Source organism: Sphingobium baderi, assembly GCF_001456115.1.
Classification (GTDB): Bacteria; Pseudomonadota; Alphaproteobacteria; order Sphingomonadales; family Sphingomonadaceae; genus Sphingobium; species Sphingobium baderi_A.
In genome coordinates this window covers 1831674-1851536 of the sequence record NZ_CP013264.1, presented here as the reverse complement: position 1 = coordinate 1851536, position 19863 = coordinate 1831674, and the positions used below count along the sequence as shown (strand labels likewise).

The 19863-nt window shown below is 63.3% G+C and carries 20 protein-coding genes; 5 read left to right on the top strand and 15 right to left on the bottom strand.

Annotated elements, in window-relative coordinates:
• The first annotated feature begins 9 nt into the window (after positions 1-9).
• The gene (gene ahpF, locus ATN00_RS09225) at positions 10-1593 is read left to right on the top strand and encodes an alkyl hydroperoxide reductase subunit F (RefSeq protein WP_062064136.1); all 1584 of its coding nucleotides are present in this window, start codon (positions 10-12) and stop codon (positions 1591-1593) included.
• A gap of 198 nt (positions 1594-1791) precedes the next feature.
• Here the strand turns inward: ahpF and ATN00_RS09220 are convergent, their stop codons facing one another.
• The 5 genes from ATN00_RS09220 to glmM form a co-directional block, all read right to left on the bottom strand.
• Positions 1792-2415 (bottom strand): L,D-transpeptidase family protein, encoded by a 624-nt coding sequence (locus tag ATN00_RS09220; protein WP_062068598.1) that lies wholly within the window; start codon positions 2413-2415, stop codon positions 1792-1794.
• 159 nt (positions 2416-2574) lie between these two features.
• Positions 2575-3174 (bottom strand): ribonuclease HII, encoded by a 600-nt coding sequence (locus ATN00_RS09215; RefSeq protein WP_062064135.1) that lies wholly within the window; start codon positions 3172-3174, stop codon positions 2575-2577.
• Entirely contained in the window at positions 3167-3928 is a 762-nt protein-coding gene (gene thiD, locus ATN00_RS09210) for a bifunctional hydroxymethylpyrimidine kinase/phosphomethylpyrimidine kinase (RefSeq protein WP_062064134.1), read from the bottom strand. Before thiD ends, ATN00_RS09215 begins: the two co-directional genes overlap by 8 nt.
• Positions 3925-4149 (bottom strand): DUF1272 domain-containing protein, encoded by a 225-nt coding sequence (locus tag ATN00_RS09205; RefSeq protein ID WP_062064132.1) that lies wholly within the window; start codon positions 4147-4149, stop codon positions 3925-3927. Before ATN00_RS09205 ends, thiD begins: the two co-directional genes overlap by 4 nt.
• The gene (glmM, locus tag ATN00_RS09200; RefSeq protein WP_062064131.1) at positions 4149-5489 is read right to left on the bottom strand and encodes a phosphoglucosamine mutase; all 1341 of its coding nucleotides are present in this window, start codon (positions 5487-5489) and stop codon (positions 4149-4151) included. The genes ATN00_RS09205 and glmM overlap by 1 nt, the downstream gene beginning before the upstream one ends.
• A gap of 93 nt (positions 5490-5582) precedes the next feature.
• Here glmM and ATN00_RS09195 point away from each other — a divergent pair, with 93 nt between their 5' ends.
• Positions 5583-6968 (top strand): alanine/glycine:cation symporter family protein, encoded by a 1386-nt coding sequence (locus ATN00_RS09195; protein ID WP_062064129.1) that lies wholly within the window; start codon positions 5583-5585, stop codon positions 6966-6968.
• 80 nt (positions 6969-7048) lie between these two features.
• On the opposite strand, the gene ATN00_RS09190 is transcribed toward ATN00_RS09195, so the two are convergent.
• From ATN00_RS09190 to ATN00_RS09165, 6 genes are all read right to left on the bottom strand, one after another.
• On the bottom strand, positions 7049-7231 hold the full coding sequence (locus tag ATN00_RS09190; protein ID WP_062064127.1) for a CsbD family protein: 183 nt from the start codon (positions 7229-7231) through the stop codon (positions 7049-7051).
• A 199-nt stretch (positions 7232-7430) separates the two neighbouring features.
• Positions 7431-7976 carry a 30S ribosomal protein S9 gene (gene rpsI, locus ATN00_RS09185; protein WP_082635150.1) on the bottom strand — a complete coding sequence of 182 codons (546 nt, stop codon included), beginning with the start codon at positions 7974-7976 and terminating at the stop codon, positions 7431-7433.
• Positions 7976-8455 carry a 50S ribosomal protein L13 gene (gene rplM, locus ATN00_RS09180; protein WP_082635149.1) on the bottom strand — a complete coding sequence of 160 codons (480 nt, stop codon included), beginning with the start codon at positions 8453-8455 and terminating at the stop codon, positions 7976-7978. The genes rpsI and rplM overlap by 1 nt, the downstream gene beginning before the upstream one ends.
• Positions 8456-8614: 159 nt before the next feature.
• A complete protein-coding gene (gene cutA / locus ATN00_RS09175) occupies positions 8615-8959 on the bottom strand; it encodes a divalent-cation tolerance protein CutA (protein ID WP_231746434.1) in 345 nt (114 codons plus the stop codon).
• Entirely contained in the window at positions 8956-9999 is a 1044-nt protein-coding gene (locus tag ATN00_RS09170; RefSeq protein ID WP_062064125.1) for a COX15/CtaA family protein, read from the bottom strand. Before ATN00_RS09170 ends, cutA begins: the two co-directional genes overlap by 4 nt.
• A gap of 191 nt (positions 10000-10190) precedes the next feature.
• Positions 10191-11102 (bottom strand): LysR family transcriptional regulator, encoded by a 912-nt coding sequence (locus ATN00_RS09165; RefSeq protein ID WP_197413709.1) that lies wholly within the window; start codon positions 11100-11102, stop codon positions 10191-10193.
• A 100-nt stretch (positions 11103-11202) separates the two neighbouring features.
• Between ATN00_RS09165 and ATN00_RS09160 the strand changes: the two genes are divergently transcribed.
• Positions 11203-12045 carry a sterol desaturase family protein gene (locus ATN00_RS09160; RefSeq protein ID WP_062064121.1) on the top strand — a complete coding sequence of 281 codons (843 nt, stop codon included), beginning with the start codon at positions 11203-11205 and terminating at the stop codon, positions 12043-12045.
• A gap of 51 nt (positions 12046-12096) precedes the next feature.
• Here the strand turns inward: ATN00_RS09160 and ATN00_RS09155 are convergent, their stop codons facing one another.
• Positions 12097-13281: an acetyl-CoA C-acyltransferase gene (locus ATN00_RS09155; RefSeq protein WP_062064118.1), complete on the bottom strand. Its 1185-nt coding sequence runs from the start codon at positions 13279-13281 to the stop codon at positions 12097-12099.
• A 113-nt stretch (positions 13282-13394) separates the two neighbouring features.
• On the opposite strand from ATN00_RS09155, the gene ATN00_RS09150 reads away from it, so the two are divergent.
• The gene (locus tag ATN00_RS09150) at positions 13395-14579 is read left to right on the top strand and encodes a PQQ-dependent sugar dehydrogenase (protein WP_062064116.1); all 1185 of its coding nucleotides are present in this window, start codon (positions 13395-13397) and stop codon (positions 14577-14579) included.
• A 72-nt stretch (positions 14580-14651) separates the two neighbouring features.
• Here the strand turns inward: ATN00_RS09150 and ATN00_RS09145 are convergent, their stop codons facing one another.
• The 3 genes from ATN00_RS09145 to tpiA all read right to left on the bottom strand — a co-directional run bounded on the left by ATN00_RS09145 (position 14652) and on the right by tpiA (position 17750).
• A complete protein-coding gene (locus ATN00_RS09145; RefSeq protein WP_062064114.1) occupies positions 14652-16286 on the bottom strand; it encodes a CTP synthase in 1635 nt (544 codons plus the stop codon).
• 89 nt (positions 16287-16375) lie between these two features.
• Positions 16376-16756 carry a preprotein translocase subunit SecG gene (gene secG, locus ATN00_RS09140; protein ID WP_021245624.1) on the bottom strand — a complete coding sequence of 127 codons (381 nt, stop codon included), beginning with the start codon at positions 16754-16756 and terminating at the stop codon, positions 16376-16378.
• Positions 16757-17009: 253 nt separating this feature from the next.
• Positions 17010-17750 (bottom strand): triose-phosphate isomerase, encoded by a 741-nt coding sequence (gene tpiA, locus ATN00_RS09135; RefSeq protein ID WP_062064113.1) that lies wholly within the window; start codon positions 17748-17750, stop codon positions 17010-17012.
• Positions 17751-17907: 157 nt separating this feature from the next.
• On the opposite strand from tpiA, the gene ATN00_RS09130 reads away from it, so the two are divergent.
• On the top strand, positions 17908-19863 hold the full coding sequence (locus tag ATN00_RS09130; protein ID WP_062068591.1) for a peptidylprolyl isomerase: 1956 nt from the start codon (positions 17908-17910) through the stop codon (positions 19861-19863).

Genomic DNA, 19863 nt, shown 5'->3' with positions numbered 1-19863 from the left:
CCAGAAACGATGTTGGACGTAAATCTCAAAGGACAGCTCAAGGGCTATCTGGCGAACATCACCCAGCCGATCGAGTTGGTAGCTTCGCTGGATGACGGCGCGAAATCGCGTGAAATGCAGGAACTTTTGAACGAAATCGCCGAACTGTCGGACAAGGTTGCCGTGGTTCGCGCCGATGACGACAAGCGCAAACCCAGCTTCCTCATCCGCCGGGTGGGCACTGATATCGGCGTGCGCTTTGCGGGCCTGCCGATGGGGCATGAATTCACGTCACTGGTACTCGCCTTGCTCCAGGTCGGCGGTCATCCGTCGAAGGCCGCGCGGGATCTTATCCAGCAGATCAAAGATCTGGACGGCGACTTCGCCTTCGAAACTTATTTCTCGCTTTCCTGCCAGAACTGCCCGGACGTGGTGCAGGCACTGAACCTGATGAGCGTGCTTAACCCCCGCATCAGCCATGTCGCCATCGACGGCGCGCTGTTCCAGCAGGAAGTCGATGCGCGCAAGGTGATGGCGGTGCCCACCGTCTTCCTGAACGGAGAGCCTTTCGCTTCGGGTCGCATGGAACTGGAGCAGATCGTCGCGAAAATTGACAGTGGCGCGGCCGATCGCGCGGCAGAGAAGATCAAGGCACAAGACCCCTTCGAAGTGCTGATCGTCGGCGGTGGCCCCGCTGGCGCAGCGGCGGCTATCTATGCCGCGCGCAAGGGTATCCGCACCGGCGTCGCGGCGGAGCGGTTCGGTGGCCAGGTGCTCGACACTATGGCGATCGAAAATTTCATCTCCGTCCCCCATACCGAGGGACCGAAGCTGGCCGCGCAGTTGGAGCAGCACGTCAAGGACTATGACGTGGAGATCATGAACCTTCAGAAGGCGGCGCAGCTGATCCCGGCCAAGACCGAAGGCGGCTATCATGAGGTAGTGCTGGAAAATGGCGCGTCGCTGAAGGGGCGCACCGTGATCCTCTCCACCGGCGCGCGCTGGCGGCAGATGGGCGTGCCGGGTGAAGACGACTATCGCAACAAGGGCGTAGCTTATTGCCCACATTGCGACGGCCCGTTGTTCAAAGGCAAGCGCGTGGCCGTGATTGGCGGCGGCAATAGCGGCGTCGAAGCAGCCATCGACCTTGCCGGCATCGTCGCCCATGTGACGCTGATCGAATTCGACAGCCAGTTGCGGGCCGACGCGGTACTCCAGCGCAAGTTGGCCAGCCTGCCCAATGTGAAGATCATCACCTCGGCGCTGACCACGCAGGTGCATGGCGACGGCAACAAGGTGACGGGTCTCAGCTACAAGGATCGCAATCATGGCACCGAACATGATGTCGAACTTGAGGGCATTTTCGTTCAGATCGGACTCGTCCCCAACACCGAATGGCTGAAGGATGCAGTCTCCCTGTCCCCACGCGGCGAGATCGAGATCGATGCCCGCGGTGAAACCAGTCAGCCCGGCATATTCGCGGCGGGCGACTGCACGACCGTGCCCTACAAGCAGATCGTCATTGCCATGGGCGCAGGATCGACGGCGGCGCTTTCCGCCTTCGACTATATGATCCGCCTCCCCGCCAGTGAGGAAGCGGCCGAGGCGGCCTGACTGGCTCGCGTTGGGTGGACTTTGGAGAGGGCGGCCGATCCTCAAAGGCTTGGCCGTCCAGCTTGTTTGTGGAGTCAATGATTGAAGATGCATGACCGTTTAGGCCAATGCACATTCCTTCATCCTCACGTCCGATGAAGTCGATCCGATGGCCCTTTGCATCGAACTGAGGCGCGTTTCTCCCGAGGGAGGTTTTCGTCAGCGCCTGGTCCGGAACCGGAAAATAGCTGGATCGACTTTCAGGATTGGCACATCCTGTTGCTCCTGCAATTGCGCGCTCTGCTGCGATAGGACGGTCCTTTCCGACAAGGCCTCAACGTCGGGCGGCGTGAAGGTGACAATCGCACTGGCGGGATCATCCGGATCAGCCAGCACCAGCGTGCCGACCATCAGAACCGGACTCAGTTGATCCGTCGTCACGCTCACCGGCGTTCCGATCCGGGTCAGGCCGAATAGTTTGCTGGCAAAGCCATAGGGCAGCCGAATGCAGCCATGGCTGGCCGGATAGCCCGGATTATGTCCTGCATGGAGGGCGATGCCATCCCATGTCAGCCGCTGCATGAAAGGCATCGGCGCATTGCTGTAGATATTGGACCGGTGCCATTGCCGTTTCTGCAGGATGGGGAATTCCCCGGTCGGCGTTCGGTGCCCCTTCATACCAGTGGATACCGAAGCGGCGCCAATCAACCGGTCGCCGTCATAGACATGCACCATCTGCTTTTCGATACTGATGATCATATAGAGCGGACCGGCCCACGGTCCTTCACTCAGCCAGCGATATTCGCCCGGGCCAAGCGCGACTTGATCGGCGGGAATCGGCATAGCCCGGACCACCGGGGGTGCTGAAAAAAAAGCCGCCAGCACAAGCAACGGAAAGAACAAGCGTAAACCAGAAGGCATAAGGCTTCTTTAACCACATGCCGCCCATGCGCTAGTCTGCCGGAATCGGTTCGTCGCATCAGTCCCATCGTGGGACAGGGATCAAAGCAGTAGCAGTTGCGCCACCGGCGCGAAACTACGCCGATGCAGTGGTGTAGGTCCATGTTCGCGCAGCGCCGCCAGATGATAGGGGCTGCCATAGCCCTTGTTGCTTTCCCAGCCATAATGCGGGTGGCGCGCGGATGCCTCCACCATGATCCGGTCCCGCGTTTCCTTGGCGATGATCGAAGCAGCGGCGATGGAGAGGCATTTGGCGTCGCCCTCCACCACGGCGGTCGCGGGCCAACGCCAGTCGGGGCAACGATTGCCATCCACCAACACATGCGCGCAGTCGGCGTTCAGCGCCTCCATAGCCCGCTTCATCGCCAACATCGTCGCCCAGAGGATGTTGAGGCTGTCGATCTCCGCCACGCTGGCGATAGCAACGCCCCAGCATAGCGCCCGGGCCTTTATCTCCACTTCCAGCTTAGCGCGGCGAGCGGCGGTGAGTTGCTTGCTGTCGTTCAGGCCATCCGGGCAATCCTTCGCGTGCAGGATGACGGCTGCCGCGACCACCGGCCCGGCCAGCGGCCCGCGGCCCGCTTCGTCCACGCCCGCAACAAGGCCGGGATGATGTCGAAGCTCATGCGTGAAATCAGGCATGGGCGTGAAACTCCAAAGGCGCGCCCATTGGCCCATGTCCGTGTCCCAGTCCCGGCGCAAGCGACAGGGCTTCCCTCACATATTTGCGCGCCCGCTCGATGGCGTCGACCATATCCATGCCCTGCCCCAGTCCGGTCGCGATGGCGCTTGCCAGCGTACAGCCGGTGCCGTGAGTGTGCGGCGTATCGATCCGGGCGTTGCTCCATACCTTGATGGCGCCGCGCGGCCCAATCAGCCGGTCGGTCAGCATCGGACCTTCGCCATGCCCGCCCTTGGCAAGCACATGGGTAGCGAAGCGGATCGCTACCTCCTCCCCGCCCAGCGCTTCCAGTTCGGGCAGATTGGGCGTCACCAGTGTCGCAAAGGCCATCAGCTTTTCGAAAGCCGCTACGGTCGCCTCGTCCGCCAGCGCCGATCCGCTGGTGGCAACCATCACCGGATCGAATACGATGGGCACGCCTTCCAGCACCGCCAGTCTTTCCGCGACGGCGGCGGCGGTTTGCGCCGAACCGATCATGCCGATCTTCACCGCATCGACGCCGATATCTCCGATGACGCTCTCCATCTGCGCCAGCACCAGCTCGGTCGGCACAAGATGCACGGCCTGCACGCCCAACGTGTTTTGGGCGGTGATCGCGGTGATCGCGGTCATGGCATGGCCGCCGAGCAGGGTGACGGTCCTGACATCCGCCTGAATCCCCGCGCCGCCGCCGCTATCGGAGCCCGCGATGATGAGGATGCGCGCGACCTTCATGCCTTGTGCCGCCGCTCCATCGATGCCGGGCTGGCCATCAGCGCCTTGCCGACCCGCGTCGGCCTGTCCATCAATTCTCCGCGGCAATTGGGGCATCGGTCGTCCATGGCTTCCGCGCAGGCCGCACAGAAGGTGCATTCGAAGGAACAGATGAAAGCCCCCGCCTCGTCAGCGGGAAGGTCAACGCCGCAACATTCGCAATCAGGCCGCATCTCAAGCATCAGCCCGCGACCTTCTCCACAGCGGCGCAGATGCGTTCGACCACATCCCTTACCTGTTCTTCCCGATCTCCTTCCGCCATCACACGGATCACCGGCTCCGTACCGGACGGGCGAATGACCAGACGCCCTGCCCCCGCCAATTCCGCCTCGACCTGAGCGATCACGCGTTTTACCTCGTCATGTTCCAAAGGCCTACCACCTGCAAAGCGGACATTCTTCAAAAGCTGCGGTACCGCATCGAACTGATGCAACACCTCGCTGGCGGGCTTACCGGAGCGGACGAGCGCGGCCAGCACTTGCAGAGCGGCGATGGTGCCGTCCCCCGTCGTCGCATGGTCGGACAGTATCATGTGCCCCGACTGCTCGCCGCCGACATTGAACCCCCCCTCGCGCATCCGCTCCAGAACATAGCGGTCGCCCACCTTGGTGCGCTCCAGGCCGATACCCTGTCCTGTCAGGAATCGCTCAAGGCCGAGGTTCGACATCACCGTCGCCACCAGCCCGCCTCCGCGCAGCGTTCCTTCCCGCGCCCAGTTGGCCGCAATCAGGGCCATGATCTGATCGCCATCGACGATATTGCCCTTCTCATCCACCACGATCAGGCGATCCGCATCCCCGTCCAGCGCAATGCCGATGTCCGCGCCGGAAGACAGCACGGTTTCCTGACACAGCAGAGGCGCGGTGGAGCCGCATCCATCGTTGATATTGGTGCCGTTGGGCGCGACACCGACCGCGATCACCTCCGCGCCCAGTTCCCAGAGGGCGGAGGGCGCGACCTGATAGGCGGCCCCGTTGGCGCAATCGACCACGATCTTCATGCCATCCAGCCGCAGATCGGCAGGGAAGCTGGACTTGACTGCGTGAATATAACGGCCACGCGCATCTTCGACCCGGCGGGCGCGGCCAATGTCCTGCGATGCGGCGAGCGGGATGTCCTGATCCAGCAGCGCCTCGATCTTCAATTCATCCTCGTCCGACAGCTTGTAGCCGTCCGGGCCGAACAGCTTGATGCCATTGTCAAAATAGGGATTATGGCTGGCCGAAATCATGACGCCCAAATCCGCACGCATCGAATGGGCGAGCAGAGCCACGGCGGGCGTCGGGATCGGGCCGAACTGCACGACATCCATTCCCACGGCGGTGAAACCCGCGACCAGCGCATTTTCCACCATATAGCCTGACAGACGCGTATCCTTACCGATGACAACGCGGTGACGGTGGCTGCCTCGCAGAAAGTGGCGGCCCGCGGCCATGCCGACCTTCATCGCCAGTTCGGCGGTCATCGGCCATTGGTTTGTGCGGCCCCGGATTCCGTCGGTACCGAAATATTGTCTGCTCATAAATCCAGTCCGCTCATGTCAGGTGCGGGAAATGCATCGTCTCCATAGCAATCTTTGTTCGACTTTCCACCGGGCAGCGGTCAATCGTAGCGGATGGAAAGATTCAACGCATGGGTCGACGCACTGTCGAACGCGGTGTTTTTCAAAGTGCCGATATTAGGCACGCAAATCGAGCTGATCGTACTGTATCTGGCCGTGCCGATGCTATTCTTCACCATCTGGCTAGGATTCCCCAACGTGACGCAGGTCGGACGGGCGCTCCGCATCCTGCGAACCCAGCCCGGCAAAAGCGAGGCAAAGGGCGATGTCAGTCAATGGGCGGCGCTGTCAACGGCCCTGTCTGGTACCATCGGGCTTGGCAATATCGCAGGGGTGGCGGTGGCGCTGACCATGGGAGGCCCAGGCGCGATCCTGTGGATGTTCGTCATCGGCTGGTTCGCGATGACCGTAAAGATGGCGGAGGTGACGCTGGGCCTTAAATACCGGGTCTTTGATAGCCAAAGCCATGTGCATGGCGGACCGATGTATGTGCTCAAAGCCGTGGGCGCCGCACGGGGGTGGCCGAAGATCGGGATGCTGCTGGGCGGACTTTACGCCTTTTTCGCATTGTTCGGGGCAATCCCGATGGTTCAGGTCAATCAGAGTTTCGCGCAGGTAAAGGTGGTGACGGGCCTTAGCAACGGATGGGCTTATGGCGTATTTCTCGCCGGAGCGGTGGCACTTGTGACGCTGGGTGGCGCGGCGTGGCTGGGCGAGGTAGCCAAGCGCCTGACGCCGCTCAAGGTCGCCGTCTATCTGGCGGGTGTGGCGGCAATCCTGATCCTTCATATCGATGGCATCCCATCGGCTTTGGCACAAATCTGGCAGGGCGCATCGACTGGCAGCGCAGCGACGGGCGGCGCGGTGGGCGCCTTCGTTGCCGGAATGCGTCGCGCCGTATTCGCGAGCGAGGCGGGCGTGGGGTCCGCCGTAATGGCACATAGCCTCGCACGGGCGCGGCATCCGGTGTCCGAAGGCCTTGTCGCGCTGCTGGAGCCACTGCTGGGCACGATGATCGTCTGCGCCTTCGGAGGGCTGGCGCTGGTGGTGGCGGGAACGTGGAATACGGGATTGGAGGGGATCGCGATTACCTCGGCCGCTTTTGCTAAGGTATCACCCTGGTTTCCGTGGCTGCTGGCGGTAGTGGTGTTCCTCTTCGCCTATTCGACGCTGGTGGCATGGGGCTTTTACGGATTGCAAGCCTGGGGCTATTTGTTCGGCAACGGGTCAAAGGCGCAGTGGACCTACAAGATCCTCTACATCGTCGCTCTGCCCCCGGCGGCAGCAATCGATCTGGGCCGGGTGGTCGGCATCGTGGACAGCAGTTTCTTCCTGATGGCCATTCCCAATGTCATTGCGTTGTATCTATGCGCCGGAGAGTTGCGGAGGGACGTGCGGAGCTATCTGCGAAATAAAGACGAGACAGATCGCGCTCCCTGACATGCGTCGAATCCTGCGAAACCAAAAAGAGCCCCGCTCCCGAAAGGAGCGGAGCTCTTGTCGCTACGAAATCCTGAAGGTCAAATCTTGTCGCCAAGCGCTCCTTTGACAGAACCGGCCACATCTTGCGCCGTGCCCTTGGCCTTTTGAACCTTGCCTTCTGCCTCGAGCCGTTCGTTGTCGGTAGCCTTGCCGACCGCTTCCTTGACCGACCCAGCCGCCTTGTTGCCAGCGGCCTTCATCTTGTCTGTCATCTCACCCATGTCGTTCTCTCCTTGGTTAGAGTTACGGGGTCAACGAGCGACGGGGCAAGCGGTTGCCACCGGAACGGGGACGGAATGAAAGCAATGCTTGCGAAGCCTGTTGAGCTTATCAAAGGACCAAAGGTCTGAAGCCACTCGACCAATAACAAAAAAGGGCCGGAAAACCGGCCCCTTTCTCGAAATTTCCGTAACGAACTGCTTAGCGCTTCGAGAACTGGAAGCTGCGGCGTGCCTTGGCCCGGCCATACTTCTTACGTTCGACGACGCGGCTGTCGCGCGTCAGGAAGCCTTCGGCCTTGACCGCACTGCGGAGCGCCGGTTCATATTTGCTGAGCGCCTGGGCAATGCCATGCTTCACGGCGCCAGCCTGACCCGACAGACCGCCACCCTTGACGGTCGCGATCACGTCATACTGACCTTCACGCTCAGTGACGCCGAAGGGCTGGTTGATGACAAGTCGCAGCGTGGGCCGCGCGAAATAGATTTCCTGATCGCGACCGTTGACCGTGATTTTGCCGGTGCCGGGCTTCACCCAGACGCGAGCGACAGCATCCTTACGGCGGCCGGTCGCATAAGCGCGACCGAGGCTGTCGATTTCCTGGGCGCGCAGGGGCGCCGAAGGCTGCGGCGGCGCAATGGGCGCTTCGGCATCCGCGGCTGCGACAGCGGCGGGCGCTTCGGCAGCGGCAGGCGCATTGGCGGTGAGCGACGCGAGGTCGGACAGGGACTGGCGGTTATCAGACATTATGCACCCACCTTGTTCTTGCGGTTGCGCGACGCGAAATCGAGCACTTCGGGGTTCTGCGCTTCATGAGCGTGTTCGGCGCCGGCGAAGATGCGGAGGTTGCGCATCTGCTGACGGCCGAGCGGACCACGAGGGATCATCCGCTCAATCGCCTTTTCCAGGACGCGCTCAGGAAAACGACCTTCCAGGATCTTGGCGGGCGTGGTTTCCTTGATGCCGCCGGCATAGCCGGTGTGCTTGTAATAGACCTTGTCGGTCATCTTGCGACCGGTGAACTTCACCTTGCCGGCATTGATGATGATGACATTGTCGCCGCAATCGACGTGCGGGGTGAAGCTCGCCTTGTGCTTGCCGCGCAGGATATTCGCTACGGTCGAAGCGAGACGGCCGACGACGAGACCTTCCGCGTCGATCAGTATCCACTTCTTTTCGACCGTTGCCGGGGTCGCCGGCTTGGTGGTCTTCATCAGCGCCTTCATGGTGCCAATCTCCAGAATGAAATAGTGAACCGAACGCCTTTGGGACGGTCGGAAGATGGGCGCTCATGACGGGTGGGGAGGCGGAAGTCAAGAGATTCTGCGGGATTCGCGACGGGTAAAATAATACCTCTTGATTTACGGTGGCACATCGCTCGCCTTTCAGTCCGACGGACAATGCGCCGCGCCGCTGGTCTGGCCAGCGATCCACCGGGCGAAGGGCGCATGGGCGGCGTCCACCGGCAGCGCAAGGATGGCGGGGACTTCATAGTCGTGCAGTTCCGCCAGCCGCGCCATCAGCGCATCGCGCTTTTCCGGCGCGGTCTTGAGCAGGACGGGAATCTCGGCCTCACGCTGGAGCGCGCCTTCCCATGCGTAGATCGAGGTGCAGGGCGCCAGCATGTTGGCGCAGGCGGCCAACCGTTCCTCCACCAATTGCCGCGCGATACGCTCGGCGCTCTCCGCCGATCCGAACAGGGTGTAGACGATCGCGACGCCGCCGATCATGCCCGGCGCATGCCGATGGCGTGCGCGCCCCATGTGGCGGAGGCGACCACCAGCGCACCGACCGCCTGATGCAGCACGGCGAGCGGCAGGGCGATGCCGCTGAGGACGGTGGCGATGCCAAGGACGATCTGTGTGCCCACCGCCGCATTGATCGCAATGGACGGCCCACGCTCCCCCGCCCGCTTCGCCTTGCGCGCGAGCATGATGAGCGCCAGCGCCGCGATCCACGCCCACCAGCGATGGATGAAATGGACGAGATAGGGATCACTGGAGACCGTCGCCCACAGCGAGCCGACCCATTCGATCCCTTCCGGCACGAAATGATCGTTCATCAGCGGCCATGTGTTGGAGACATAGCCGGCATTCAGCCCGGCGGTGAACGCCCCGAACAGAAGCTGCACGAACAACAGGAACAGCGCCAGCAACGCAAAGGGCCGAAGCCGGGCCGGCCGCGCGCGGGAATAGCGGGCGAGCGCAAAAAGGTCGAGCGCCGTCCAAATCAGCGCCCCCATGATGAACAGCGCCATCAGCAGATGCACGGCCAGGCGATAGTGGCTGACGTCGGTGCGGACCGACAGGCCCGACTTCACCATCCACCAGCCGATCGCGCCCTGCAATCCGCCGAGCACCAGCAAGAGGACGAGCCGCAGGCCATAGCCCGCCGGGATCGCCCGCTTCACCGCGAACCAGAGAAGCGGGAGAGCGAAGGCGACGCCGATCAGGCGGCCCAGCAGCCGGTGCACCCATTCCCAGAAAAAGATGAACTGGAAATCGGAGAGGCTCATGCCTTGCCGAAGCTGCTGATATTCGGGGATCTGCTGATAGTCGCGAAACGCCTCCATCCACTGATCGTGGGTCAGCGGCGGGATCGCGCCGGTGATCGGCTTCCATTGGGTGATCGACAGGCCCGATTCGGTAAGCCGCGTGATGCCGCCCACCACCACCATGCAAAAGACCAGAAAGGCCACCATGAGCAGCCAGCGGGCAATGGCGGCGGGACGCGCGGCAGGCGCGGCGGAACGAAAAGCGGTCGCGGTCATGGGCCGGGTTCATGCGCCCAAGCCTCGCGGGATTCAAGGGGGCGCGCCGGGGACAAAATGCCCTATCGGAGCGAAGGACGGGCAATGTTACGCATCATTTTTGCCGTTTGGCACAGCGACAGCGGCACCGCATGGCTGTCTTTCTGTCGCCCCTGCGTTCAGGCCTGAGCCACCGCCGACGGGATCGAGTGCTATCGGGTTCCGGAACTGGATGTGCTGAGCGCGTTCCGCAGTCCTTGTATCTGCTGTCGAAAGGCCTGTTTCACCCTTAGCATTCCCGGTGATTGAGAGCGACGATCGAGCGAGTAAATAACCATTCGAAAACTCTGGGGCGTGCCGGTGCCGAGCCGATCAAGGGCATGAAGCCGTTTGGCTTCGAGATCCCGTGCGACGGAATAGGCCGATGAAACCCAGATCGCATCAGTGGACTTGGTGAGCATGACCAGCGTGGCGTAATCCTCCACCACATGCGGAGGGCCTGCCGCCCATTTGCGGAGGTTGTCGAATATGGCCATGTTCGCGGTTGCCCGACTGGAAAGCAGCACGGGAAATTCCTGATCCGGGCAATCTTCTTTCAACAGCGGGTGAGCAGCACGGACAATCAGCGTGACAGGGAAGTGGCCAAGCGTTTCGGCGCGCACGCGCGGCGCATCAGGCGCCTGCCCTTCTGCACTAACGAAAAACTCTATATCACCCGCTAACAGAAGCGGCCACAGCGCCTCGACATTGCGGACCACGACTTCGTTGGTGAGCGCTGGAAATGCTTGAAGGCTTTCTGACAAGAGGGTCGGCAGTAAGGTCCAGGCCGGTAATGGCGCCATGCCGAAGCTGACCCGGCCTTCTTCCCCTCGCGCGGTGTGTCGCAACTGGCGTTCGAAATCATCTGCCTGGGTCAGCAATGCATTGGCGCGTTCAACTACAACGTGACCCTGCGAGGTGAGACTTACCCCCCCGCGACCCCGATCGAACAGCCGCATTCCGGCCTGTCGCTCCAAGGACTGGATGCTGCGGGTGAGTGCGGATTGAGACAGCCCCAAATCGTCGGCGGCGCGTGAAAAGCTCAGCCTGCGGGAAAGGGCGACCAGATGGCGCAGGTTACGCAAGTCCATTTTGATGCATCCTAATCATCAAAAATATTATTCATATGCATTAGACGCGAGACATCGGCTCTGCAACGATAGGAGCCATAGGCGAGGAAGAAACATGAACCATCTGGGACTGTGGGTTTTGGCGGTAACCGGCGTGATCCTGCTGGCGGAGGTGATCGCCGGCCGACACCGTAAAATTTACAGCCGCAGCGACTGGATCGTGAACAGCATTTGCATGCTTGGCGCGGCGCTGGTGCGACCGGCGGGCACGGCGGTAGTGGCGATGGCCATTGCTTACCTGTTTCCGAGCGGACAGGGGGCTTTGCATAATGTGCCCTTCCTGCCGGCGCTGATCGCCATCATCCTCTTAGCGGAGTTCGCCAATTACTGGGTTCATCGCGGCAGCCACCAACTGAAAGGCAGCCGGTGGTTCGATTGGTTTTGGCGCATGCACCGCACGCATCACACCGCCCAATATGTGAACGTGCTGCTCAACTTCCGGATCAGTCCGTTCTGGATTCTGGTCGGCGGTCTGGGTTGGGTGTTTTCGCTGGCGATCTATTTGGGTCAGGCGCAGGCAGCAGGCCTTGCGATCGTGATTTTCACTTTCTGGGGCATCTTCACCCACAGCGATTTCCGCTGGGACGATGCGATCAGGCGGCACTCCGTTTTCGGCTCGCTGTTCCGCGGACTGGAGCATGTCTTTATCTCGCCGGGTATCCATCACAGCCACCATGGCTATGGCCGCGACGGGGGCAATTTCCGCAACTTCGGTGTCTTTCTGTCGATCTATGACTGGATGTTCGGCACCTTGCACATCCCGACCGGCCGACCGTTCCGCTATGGCATTCCCGGCAACACCCCACATTGGGCGGACGACGCTTTCTCACCCCTCCGCCTCGGCGCGCTGATCGCCGGGCATCCGTCAGGCGAGGCAGAGAGCAAACCATTATCGTAGCGCGAAACGGCCATCCCATGCGCCGCTTCGATCCACCCAGCCGTCCTGCTTTTACGCCAGTTCGATCGCCATCGCGGTCGCTTCGCCGCCGCCGATGCAGAGGGAGGCGACGCCACGCTTGCCGCCCCGGCTCTGGAGCGCGGCGATCAGGGTGGCGAGAATGCGCGCGCCGCTCGCGCCGATGGGATGGCCGAGCGCCGTCGCGCCGCCGTTGACGTTGAGCTTTTCGGCGGGAATGGCGAGTTCCTTCGCGGCGATCATGGCGACCACGGCGAAGGCTTCGTTGACTTCGAACAGGTCGACATCCTCGACCGACCAGCCTGCTTTCTCCAGCACCTTACGCATGGCAGGGACCGGCGCGGTGGTGAATTTGGGCGGCTCATGGGCGTGGGCGGCGGTGGCGACGACCTTCGCGACGATGGGCAGACCCAGCTTTTCCGCGACGCTCTGGCGCGTCATCACCAGCGCCGCCGCGCCGTCCGAGATGGAGGAGGCGTTGGCGGCGGTGATCGTGCCGTCCTTGACGAAGGCGGGTTTGAGCGACGGAATCTTGTCGGGCTTCGCCTTGCCGGGCTGTTCGTCGGTGTCGATGATGGTGTCGCCGCCCCGGCCCTTGACCGTGACCGGCGTGATTTCCCCGGCAAAGGCCCCGCTGGCTATGGCCGCGTTGGCGCGTTCGAGCGAGCGGATGGCGTAGGCGTCCTGATCCTGCCGCGTGAACTGATAATCACGCGCGGTTTCCTCGGCGAAGACGCCCATCGCCTTGCCGGGTTCATAGGCGTCCTCCAGCCCGTCCATCATCATCGTGTCGATGATGCGGTCATGGCCGATGCGCGCGCCAGAGCGGTGCTTGGGCAGCGCATAGGGGGCGTTGGTCATGCTTTCCATGCCGCCCGCGATGACGATATCGGCGGTCCCGGCAAGAAGCGCCTCCTGCGCCATGATCGCGGCCTGCATCCCCGATCCGCACATCTTGTTGACGGTCGTGGCCTCGACCGATTGCGGCAGGCCCGCGCCCAGCGCCGCCTGGCGCGCGGGAGCCTGGCCCAGGCCGGCGGGGAGAACGCAGCCCATATAGATGCGGTCGATGGCATCGGCGGGGACGCCCGCGCGCTCGACCGCCGCCTTCACCGCCGCCGCGCCCAGTTCCGTGGCCTTGAGCGGCGACAGCGCGCCCTGGAATCCGCCCATCGGCGTGCGCGCATAGCCCGCGATGACGACCGGATCGCTGCTCATGGCCATTTCCTTTCCGTGCAATAATATTACAAGATCTATCTAGGTCCAGAGCCGCCGATTGCAATGCGGAACGCGCCGCCCGCCCGTGGGTTGGAAGCGCAAGGGAGAAACATATGATACGCCATTTTTCTTTCGCCGCCCTGCCGCTCGTCCTGCTGGCCTGCTCGGCCGACAATGCGACGGGGCAGAACCGCGCCGAGACGGCGGGCAAGCCCTTCAAGTCCGAGGTGATCACCGATTTCGATGCACCCTGGGCGATGACTTTCCTGCCCGATGGCCGCCTGCTGGTGACGGAGAAGGCAGGCGAACTGGTGCTGTTCGATCCGCGCAACAAGGATAAGAGCTGGGACGGCAAGGTCCAGGTGGGCATCGACGGCGGGCCGCGCGTGGACAGCGCGGGGCAAGGCGCGCTGATGGACGTGGTGCTGCATCCGCAGTTCAAGGACAATGGCATCGTCTATCTGAGCTGGTCGGAACAGGGCGCGGGCGGCAAGGGCGTGGCGCTGGGCATGGGCCAGCTTGTCGAGCGGCAGGTGCAATGCGTCCGCGCGCCCTGCCCTCCGCAAGCGATGCTGAACGGTTTCAGGACGATCTTCCGCGCCGCCCCCTATGTGGACGGGAACGGCCATTATTCCGGGCGCATCGCCTTTTCACCGGACGGAAAATATCTGTTCTTCACCAATGGCGAGCGGCAGAAATTCGATCCGGCGCAGGACCCGAAGGCGACCTTGGGCAAGGTGCTGCGGCTCAATCCCGACGGCACGGCGGCGGCAGGCAATCCGCTGGCCGGCAAGGGATTCCATCCGGCGGTCTGGTCATACGGGCACCGCAACCTGCTGGGGCTGGCCTTCGACAAGGACGGGCGATTGTGGGAGCAGGAAATGGGGCCGCAGGGCGGCGACGAGGTGAACCTCATCAAGCCGGGGGCGAATTATGGCTATCCCAAGGCGTCGAACGGCAGCCATTATGACGGGCGCGACATTCCCGATCACCAGCCCCATGACGGGTTCGAGGCGCCCAAGGTCTGGTGGAATCCCTCCATCTCGCCCGCGGGACTGGTCTATTATTCGGGCGACCTGTTTCCGCAGTGGAAAGGGTCGCTATTCCTGGGCGCGCTGTCGGGGCAGGCGCTGGTCCGGGTGAAGCTGGACGGCGAGAACGCCGCCAAGGCCGACCAGTGGGACATGGGCGCGCGCATCCGCGAAGTGGAACAAGGGCCGGAAGGCGCGCTGTGGCTGCTGGAGGATGGCGGGCGGGGATCGCAGGGCCGGCTGCTCAAGCTGACGCCTGCGAAATAGCTTATATCCGTTCAAGCAAAGTCGAGAAGCGGTTGGCGGCTTCTCGACTTTGCTTGAAACGAACGGAGATAATTACACGAGCCGGCTCTGCTTGAGCGCCGCTTCGATGAAGCCCGCGAAGAGGGGGTGCGGGTCGAAGGGTTTGGACTTGAGTTCCGGGTGGAACTGCACGCCCACGAACCAGGGGTGCTCGGGCCGCTCGACGATCTCCGGCAGAGTGCCGTCCGGTGACATGCCGGAGAAGATGAGGCCGCCCTTTTCCAATGGCTCGCGATAGCCCGCATTGACTTCATAGCGGTGGCGGTGGCGCTCGCTGATCTCGGTCGCGCCATAGATGCCCGCGACGACGCTGTTGCCGGTGAGCTTCGCGGGATAGGCGCCCAGACGCATGGTGCCGCCCAGATCGGTGTCGGCGGTGCGCTGCTGAAGGCCCTCCTTGCTCATCCATTCGGTGATGAGGCCGACGACCGGCTCGCTGGTTTCGCCAAATTCGGTGGTGGAGGCGTTGGCGATCCCCGCCGTGTTCCGCGCCCCTTCGATGCAGGCCATCTGCATGCCGAGGCAGATGCCGAAGAAGGGCACGCCGCGTTCGCGGGCGAATTTGACGCTGGCGATCTTGCCCTCGCTGCCGCGCACGCCGAAGCCGCCCGGGACGAGGATGCCGTGCATGGGTTCGAGCCGGGCGGCGATGTCCGCGCCCTCTTCCTCGAACAGTTCAGCGTCGATCCAGCGGATGTTGACCTTCACCCGGTTGGCGAAACCGCCATGATGGAGCGCCTCGTGCAGCGATTTATAGGCGTCGGGGAGGCCGACATATTTGCCGACCACGCCGATGGTGACTTCGCCTTCGGGGTTCTGCTGACGGTCCATGATGTCGTGCCAGCGGTCGAGCGAAGGCTGCGGCGCGCCTTCCATCCCGAAGGCGCGGAGCACTTCGTCGTCCAGCCCTTCGGCATGATATTGGGTCGGGACCGCATAGATGCTGCTGGCGTCGAGCGCGGGGATGACCGCTTCGGGACGCACGTTGCAGAAAAGCGCGATCTTGCGCCGCTCGCTGTCGGGCAGCGGCTGTTCGCAGCGGCACAGGAGAATGTCGGGCTGGATACCGAGCGAGGTGAGTTCGCGGACGCTGTGCTGCGTCGGCTTGGTCTTCAGCTCGCCCGCCGCCGCGATATAGGGGACCAGCGTCACATGGACGAAGATCGATTGGCCGCGGCCCAGATCGTTGTGAAGCTGGCGAATCGCTTCCATGAAGGGCAGCGATTCGATGTCGCCCACCGTGCCGCCGATCTCGCACAGCACGAAGTCGAGGTCTTCGGTGTCGGCGATGGCGAACGCCTTGATCTCATCGGTGACGTGGGGAATCACCTGCACCGTCGCGCCCAGATAGTCGCCGCGCCGCTCCCGCGCGATGATCGTCTGATAGACGCGGCCCTGCGTCACATTGTCGGACTGGCGCGCCGAAACGCCCGTGAACCGCTCATAATGGCCGAGGTCGAGGTCGGTTTCCGCCCCGTCGTCGGTCACATAGACCTCGCCATGCTGATACGGGCTCATCGTGCCCGGATCGACGTTGAGATAGGGATCGAACTTCCGGATTCGCACACGGAAACCTCGCGCCTGCAACAGAGCTGCAAGCGAAGCGGCCATCAGGCCCTTGCCAAGCGAGGAGACCACGCCGCCGGTGATGAAAATATACCGCGCCATGGGAGAGGAGGCTTAGCCTTTTACAAGCGAGTTGGGCAAGCGCGGGAATCCCCACGCACGCAAAAAAGATCAATCGATCGACGAAAAGGTCAGTTGGCGAGCGGAACCGCGCCGTTGGAGGCGCTGCCGTTGCCGACCGCGCCGGCCGCGCCCGCCAGCGGATCGGCGTTGCCGCCGGCCGCCGGAGCCTGCTGCGGCGTGGCGGGGGCCTGCTTCACCAGCGAGGTGTCGATGCTGCTGGGCGCGTGGCGGACGGAGGCGATGACCGCCAGCGTGATCGACAGCGCGACGAATATAGTCGCGAGAATCGTGGTCGAGCGGGTGAGGAAATCCGCCGCCCCGCGCGCCGACATGAACCCCGCCGGAGAACCGCCGACGCCCAGCCCGCCGCCTTCCGACTTCTGCATCAGGATGACGGTGACGAGGCAGGCGGCGACAATGGCCTGCACGACGAGGAGGAAGGTGAACATGCGGTTGCGTTTCTGTCCGGTGAAGGGTGCGTTGCCGCGCACATAGCGTTGATAAGACGCGGGGGCAACCGGAAGGGTTCGGTTCGGGCGATAATAGGGTTTGCGGAGGAGCGGTTATGGGTGGTTTGCGGGCACTCAAATCCGTTCGTCCTGAGTAGGGGCGAACGGAGTGAGGAATATCCGAAAATAGCCATAACCGGTCCAGCGCGAGGCTATGGTTTTGCTTCCCCCTCAGCAAGCATGACCCGAAGGTTCAGCCCGCCGCCGCGATCACGGGCGCGAATTTCGCGGCGGTGAGGCTCGCGCCGCCGACGAGGCCGCCGTCCACGTCCGCGATGGCCAACAGTTCCGCCGCATTGTCGCCGTTCATGGAGCCGCCATAGAGGATTCGCATTCCTTCCGCCTCTGCCCCGATCTTCGTGGCGAGCGCGGCGCGCAGGGCGCGGTGCATGGCTTCTACCGCTTCCATGGTGGGGATGCGGCCGGTGCCGATGGCCCAGATGGGTTCATAGGCGATGGCGAGCCAGTCCGCCGCCGCCCCTTCGGGCAGGGAGGCCAGAAGCTGCGCGGAGACAACCGATTCCGCATGGCCCGCGTCGCGCACGTCCAGACTTTCGCCCACGCACAGGATCACATGCAGCCCCGCCGCCTTCGCGGCCAGCGCCTTGGCGGCGACATCGCCGTCGGTTTCCCCCTGATCCTGCCGCCGCTCGCTATGGCCCACGATGGTCCAGCTTGCGCCCGCTTCGGCCAGCATCGCGGCGGACAGGCAGCCGGTATGCGCGCCGTTGTCCTTCATATGACAGTCCTGCGCGCCGATGAAGGCAGCGCCCCTGATAGCCTGCGCCGGGGCGATGAGCGTGGCGGGCAGGCACAGCCCCACCTCGACAACAGGGTGCCGCGCGGCGAGCACGCCGATGGCTTCCACCTCGCCCAATTGCGCCTTGAGGCCGTTCATCTTCCAGTTGCCGACAACCAGCTTGCGCCTGCCCATCGATCATTTCCCCTTGAATATCATGCTGCGTGTGGCGTGCGCGATGGACGGCGTGGCGGCATTTGTCCAGCCTGCCCCATCCCGCCAGACCTTGCCGCCGCGTCGATCCGCCCTTAAAGCGGGCCGCCTCACCGCTGCTGTTCGGAAGCCTTTATTCATGCTCTCAACTTTCCGCCGCCTCATCCACTCCAAGTTCGGTGCGGTCTTTGCCATCCTGTTTCTGGGTGTGATCGCCGCCGCCTTCATCCTGGGGGATGTCACCAGCGGCAAGTTCGGCACCGGCAGCATGTTGGGCACCGGCGAAACCGTGGCGAAGGTCGGCGGATCGCGACTCACCGCGACGGAGTTGCAGGACCGGGTGCAGCGCGTGTTCGAAAATGCGCGCCGGTCCAATCCGGGGTTGCAGATTTCGGATTTCTTCGCGCAGGGCGGCGCGGCGCAGATCTACGACCAGCTGGTTTCCTCGCTCACCATCAAGGAATATGCGAAGGATCAGGGCGTCCATATCAGTAAGCGGCTGGTCGACGCGCAGATCGCGCAGATTCCCGCTTTTCAGGACGCGGCGGGCAATTTCAGCCAGGATCAGTTCCGCCAGCTTCTCGCCAGCCAGCGCATCACCGAACAGATGCTACGCGACGACATCAGCCGCGAGATTCTGGAAAAGCAGATGCTGGCCCCGCTGGGCCTGGGCGTGAAGCTGCCCGACAGCCTGGTGCTGCCCTATGCCTCGCTGTTGCTGGAAGCGCGCCAGGGCACGGTCGCGGCGATACCGGCTATGGCGTTCCTTGAGGACAAGGAGCCGACCGACGCGCAGCTCAATGAATTTTATAAGGCGAACGCCGCACGCTTCACCATCCCGGAACAACGCCGCATCCGCTACGCCGTGATCGACGCCGAACGCTTCGCGCAGGCGTCGCAGCCGACCGAGACGGAGATCACAGCCGCCTATAATCAGAACAAAGGCGCTTATGCCGCCAAGGAAAACCGCAGCGTCGAACAGCTTGTGCTGCCGACCGAGGCGGCGGCCAAGACCATTGCCGATCAGGTGAAGGGCGGCAAATCGCTCGCCATCGCGGCGCAGGGCGCGGGCCTTTCCGTTTCGGCGGTCAAGGACCAGAGCCGCGAGGCGCTGACCGCTTCGGCGTCGAAGGCCGTCGCCGACGCCGCATTCGCCGCGAAGCAGGGCGATCTGGTGGGACCGGTGCGCGGATCGCTGGGCTGGGTTCTGCTGCGCGTCACGGGCGTTCAGAGCGTCCCGGCCAAGGCCTTGGCGGCCGTGAAGGGCGAAATCGTCGAAACGCTGCGGGCGCAAAAGGAAAAACAGCTTCTGACCGATTTCACCGGCAAGATCGAGGACCAGATCGCCGATGGCGGCACCTTCGAGGAAGTGGCGAAGGATAATGGGCTAAAGCTGGAAACCACGCCGCTGCTGCTGGCGGACGGCAAGCAGGCGGAGGACCAGCTCCACGAACCCACCGCCGACGTGAAGGCGCTGCTGGCGCCGGTCTTCGCCATGAGCGCGGATGACGACGCGCAACTCGTGCCGATCACGCCGGACAAGCGCTATGCGCTCGCCGCGCCAGGCGAGATCGTGGCGGCCGCGCCCCCGCCCCTCGCCAAGGTCAAGGCGCTGGTGGCGGTGCAATATAAGCTCAATCAGGGCAACCAGAAGGCGAAGAAGCTGGCGGAGGACATCCGCGCCAAGGTCGCCAAGGGCGCGAAACTGGCCGACGCCATCGCGCAGGCGGGCGTGAAGCTGCCCGCGCCGCAGGTGCTGGGCGGCCGCCGTGCCGACATCATGCGCGGGGAGCAGCGTCCCCCGGCAGAGGTGGCCATCCTGTTTTCCATGGCGCAGGGCAGCGTGAAGACGCTGCCGATCGGGCAGGACCGCGGCTATTTCATCGTGCAGCTGAACGCGATCAAGAGCGGCGACGCCAAGAGCCAGCCGGAATTACTGGCACAGGTCCGCGACCAACTGGGCAATGCGGTCGGCGAGGAATATGGCCAGCAGTTCGAGCGCGCTGTCGAAAAGGAGATCGGCGTCAGGCGCAACGCCAATGCCGTTGCAGGCGTTCAGCGCGCCCTGACCACGACCAACAGCAGCGCCCAGTAA

Coding starts and splice junctions, on each gene's coding strand:
- ATN00_RS09220 (WP_062068598.1), bottom strand. CDS start 2,415: ATGCCGATTCCCGCCGATCAAGTCGCGCTTGGCCCGGGCGAATATCGC.
- ATN00_RS09190 (WP_062064127.1), bottom strand. CDS start 7,231: ATGGGTGAGATGACAGACAAGATGAAGGCCGCTGGCAACAAGGCGGCT.
- ATN00_RS09145 (WP_062064114.1), bottom strand. CDS start 16,286: ATGGCGCGGTATATTTTCATCACCGGCGGCGTGGTCTCCTCGCTTGGC.
- cutA (WP_231746434.1), bottom strand. CDS start 8,959: ATGATCGGCGGCGTCGCGATCGTCTACACCCTGTTCGGATCGGCGGAG.
- rpsI (WP_082635150.1), bottom strand. CDS start 7,976: ATGTCTGATAACCGCCAGTCCCTGTCCGACCTCGCGTCGCTCACCGCC.
- rplM (WP_082635149.1), bottom strand. CDS start 8,455: ATGAAGGCGCTGATGAAGACCACCAAGCCGGCGACCCCGGCAACGGTC.
- ahpF (WP_062064136.1), top strand. CDS start 10: ATGTTGGACGTAAATCTCAAAGGACAGCTCAAGGGCTATCTGGCGAAC.
- ATN00_RS09150 (WP_062064116.1), top strand. CDS start 13,395: ATGATACGCCATTTTTCTTTCGCCGCCCTGCCGCTCGTCCTGCTGGCC.
- tpiA (WP_062064113.1), bottom strand. CDS start 17,750: ATGGGCAGGCGCAAGCTGGTTGTCGGCAACTGGAAGATGAACGGCCTC.
- glmM (WP_062064131.1), bottom strand. CDS start 5,489: ATGAGCAGACAATATTTCGGTACCGACGGAATCCGGGGCCGCACAAAC.
- ATN00_RS09160 (WP_062064121.1), top strand. CDS start 11,203: ATGAACCATCTGGGACTGTGGGTTTTGGCGGTAACCGGCGTGATCCTG.
- ATN00_RS09215 (WP_062064135.1), bottom strand. CDS start 3,174: ATGCCTGATTTCACGCATGAGCTTCGACATCATCCCGGCCTTGTTGCG.
- ATN00_RS09170 (WP_062064125.1), bottom strand. CDS start 9,999: ATGACCGCGACCGCTTTTCGTTCCGCCGCGCCTGCCGCGCGTCCCGCC.
- ATN00_RS09155 (WP_062064118.1), bottom strand. CDS start 13,281: ATGAGCAGCGATCCGGTCGTCATCGCGGGCTATGCGCGCACGCCGATG.
- ATN00_RS09195 (WP_062064129.1), top strand. CDS start 5,583: ATGGAAAGATTCAACGCATGGGTCGACGCACTGTCGAACGCGGTGTTT.
- ATN00_RS09130 (WP_062068591.1), top strand. CDS start 17,908: ATGCTCTCAACTTTCCGCCGCCTCATCCACTCCAAGTTCGGTGCGGTC.
- secG (WP_021245624.1), bottom strand. CDS start 16,756: ATGTTCACCTTCCTCCTCGTCGTGCAGGCCATTGTCGCCGCCTGCCTC.
- thiD (WP_062064134.1), bottom strand. CDS start 3,928: ATGAAGGTCGCGCGCATCCTCATCATCGCGGGCTCCGATAGCGGCGGC.
- ATN00_RS09205 (WP_062064132.1), bottom strand. CDS start 4,149: ATGCTTGAGATGCGGCCTGATTGCGAATGTTGCGGCGTTGACCTTCCC.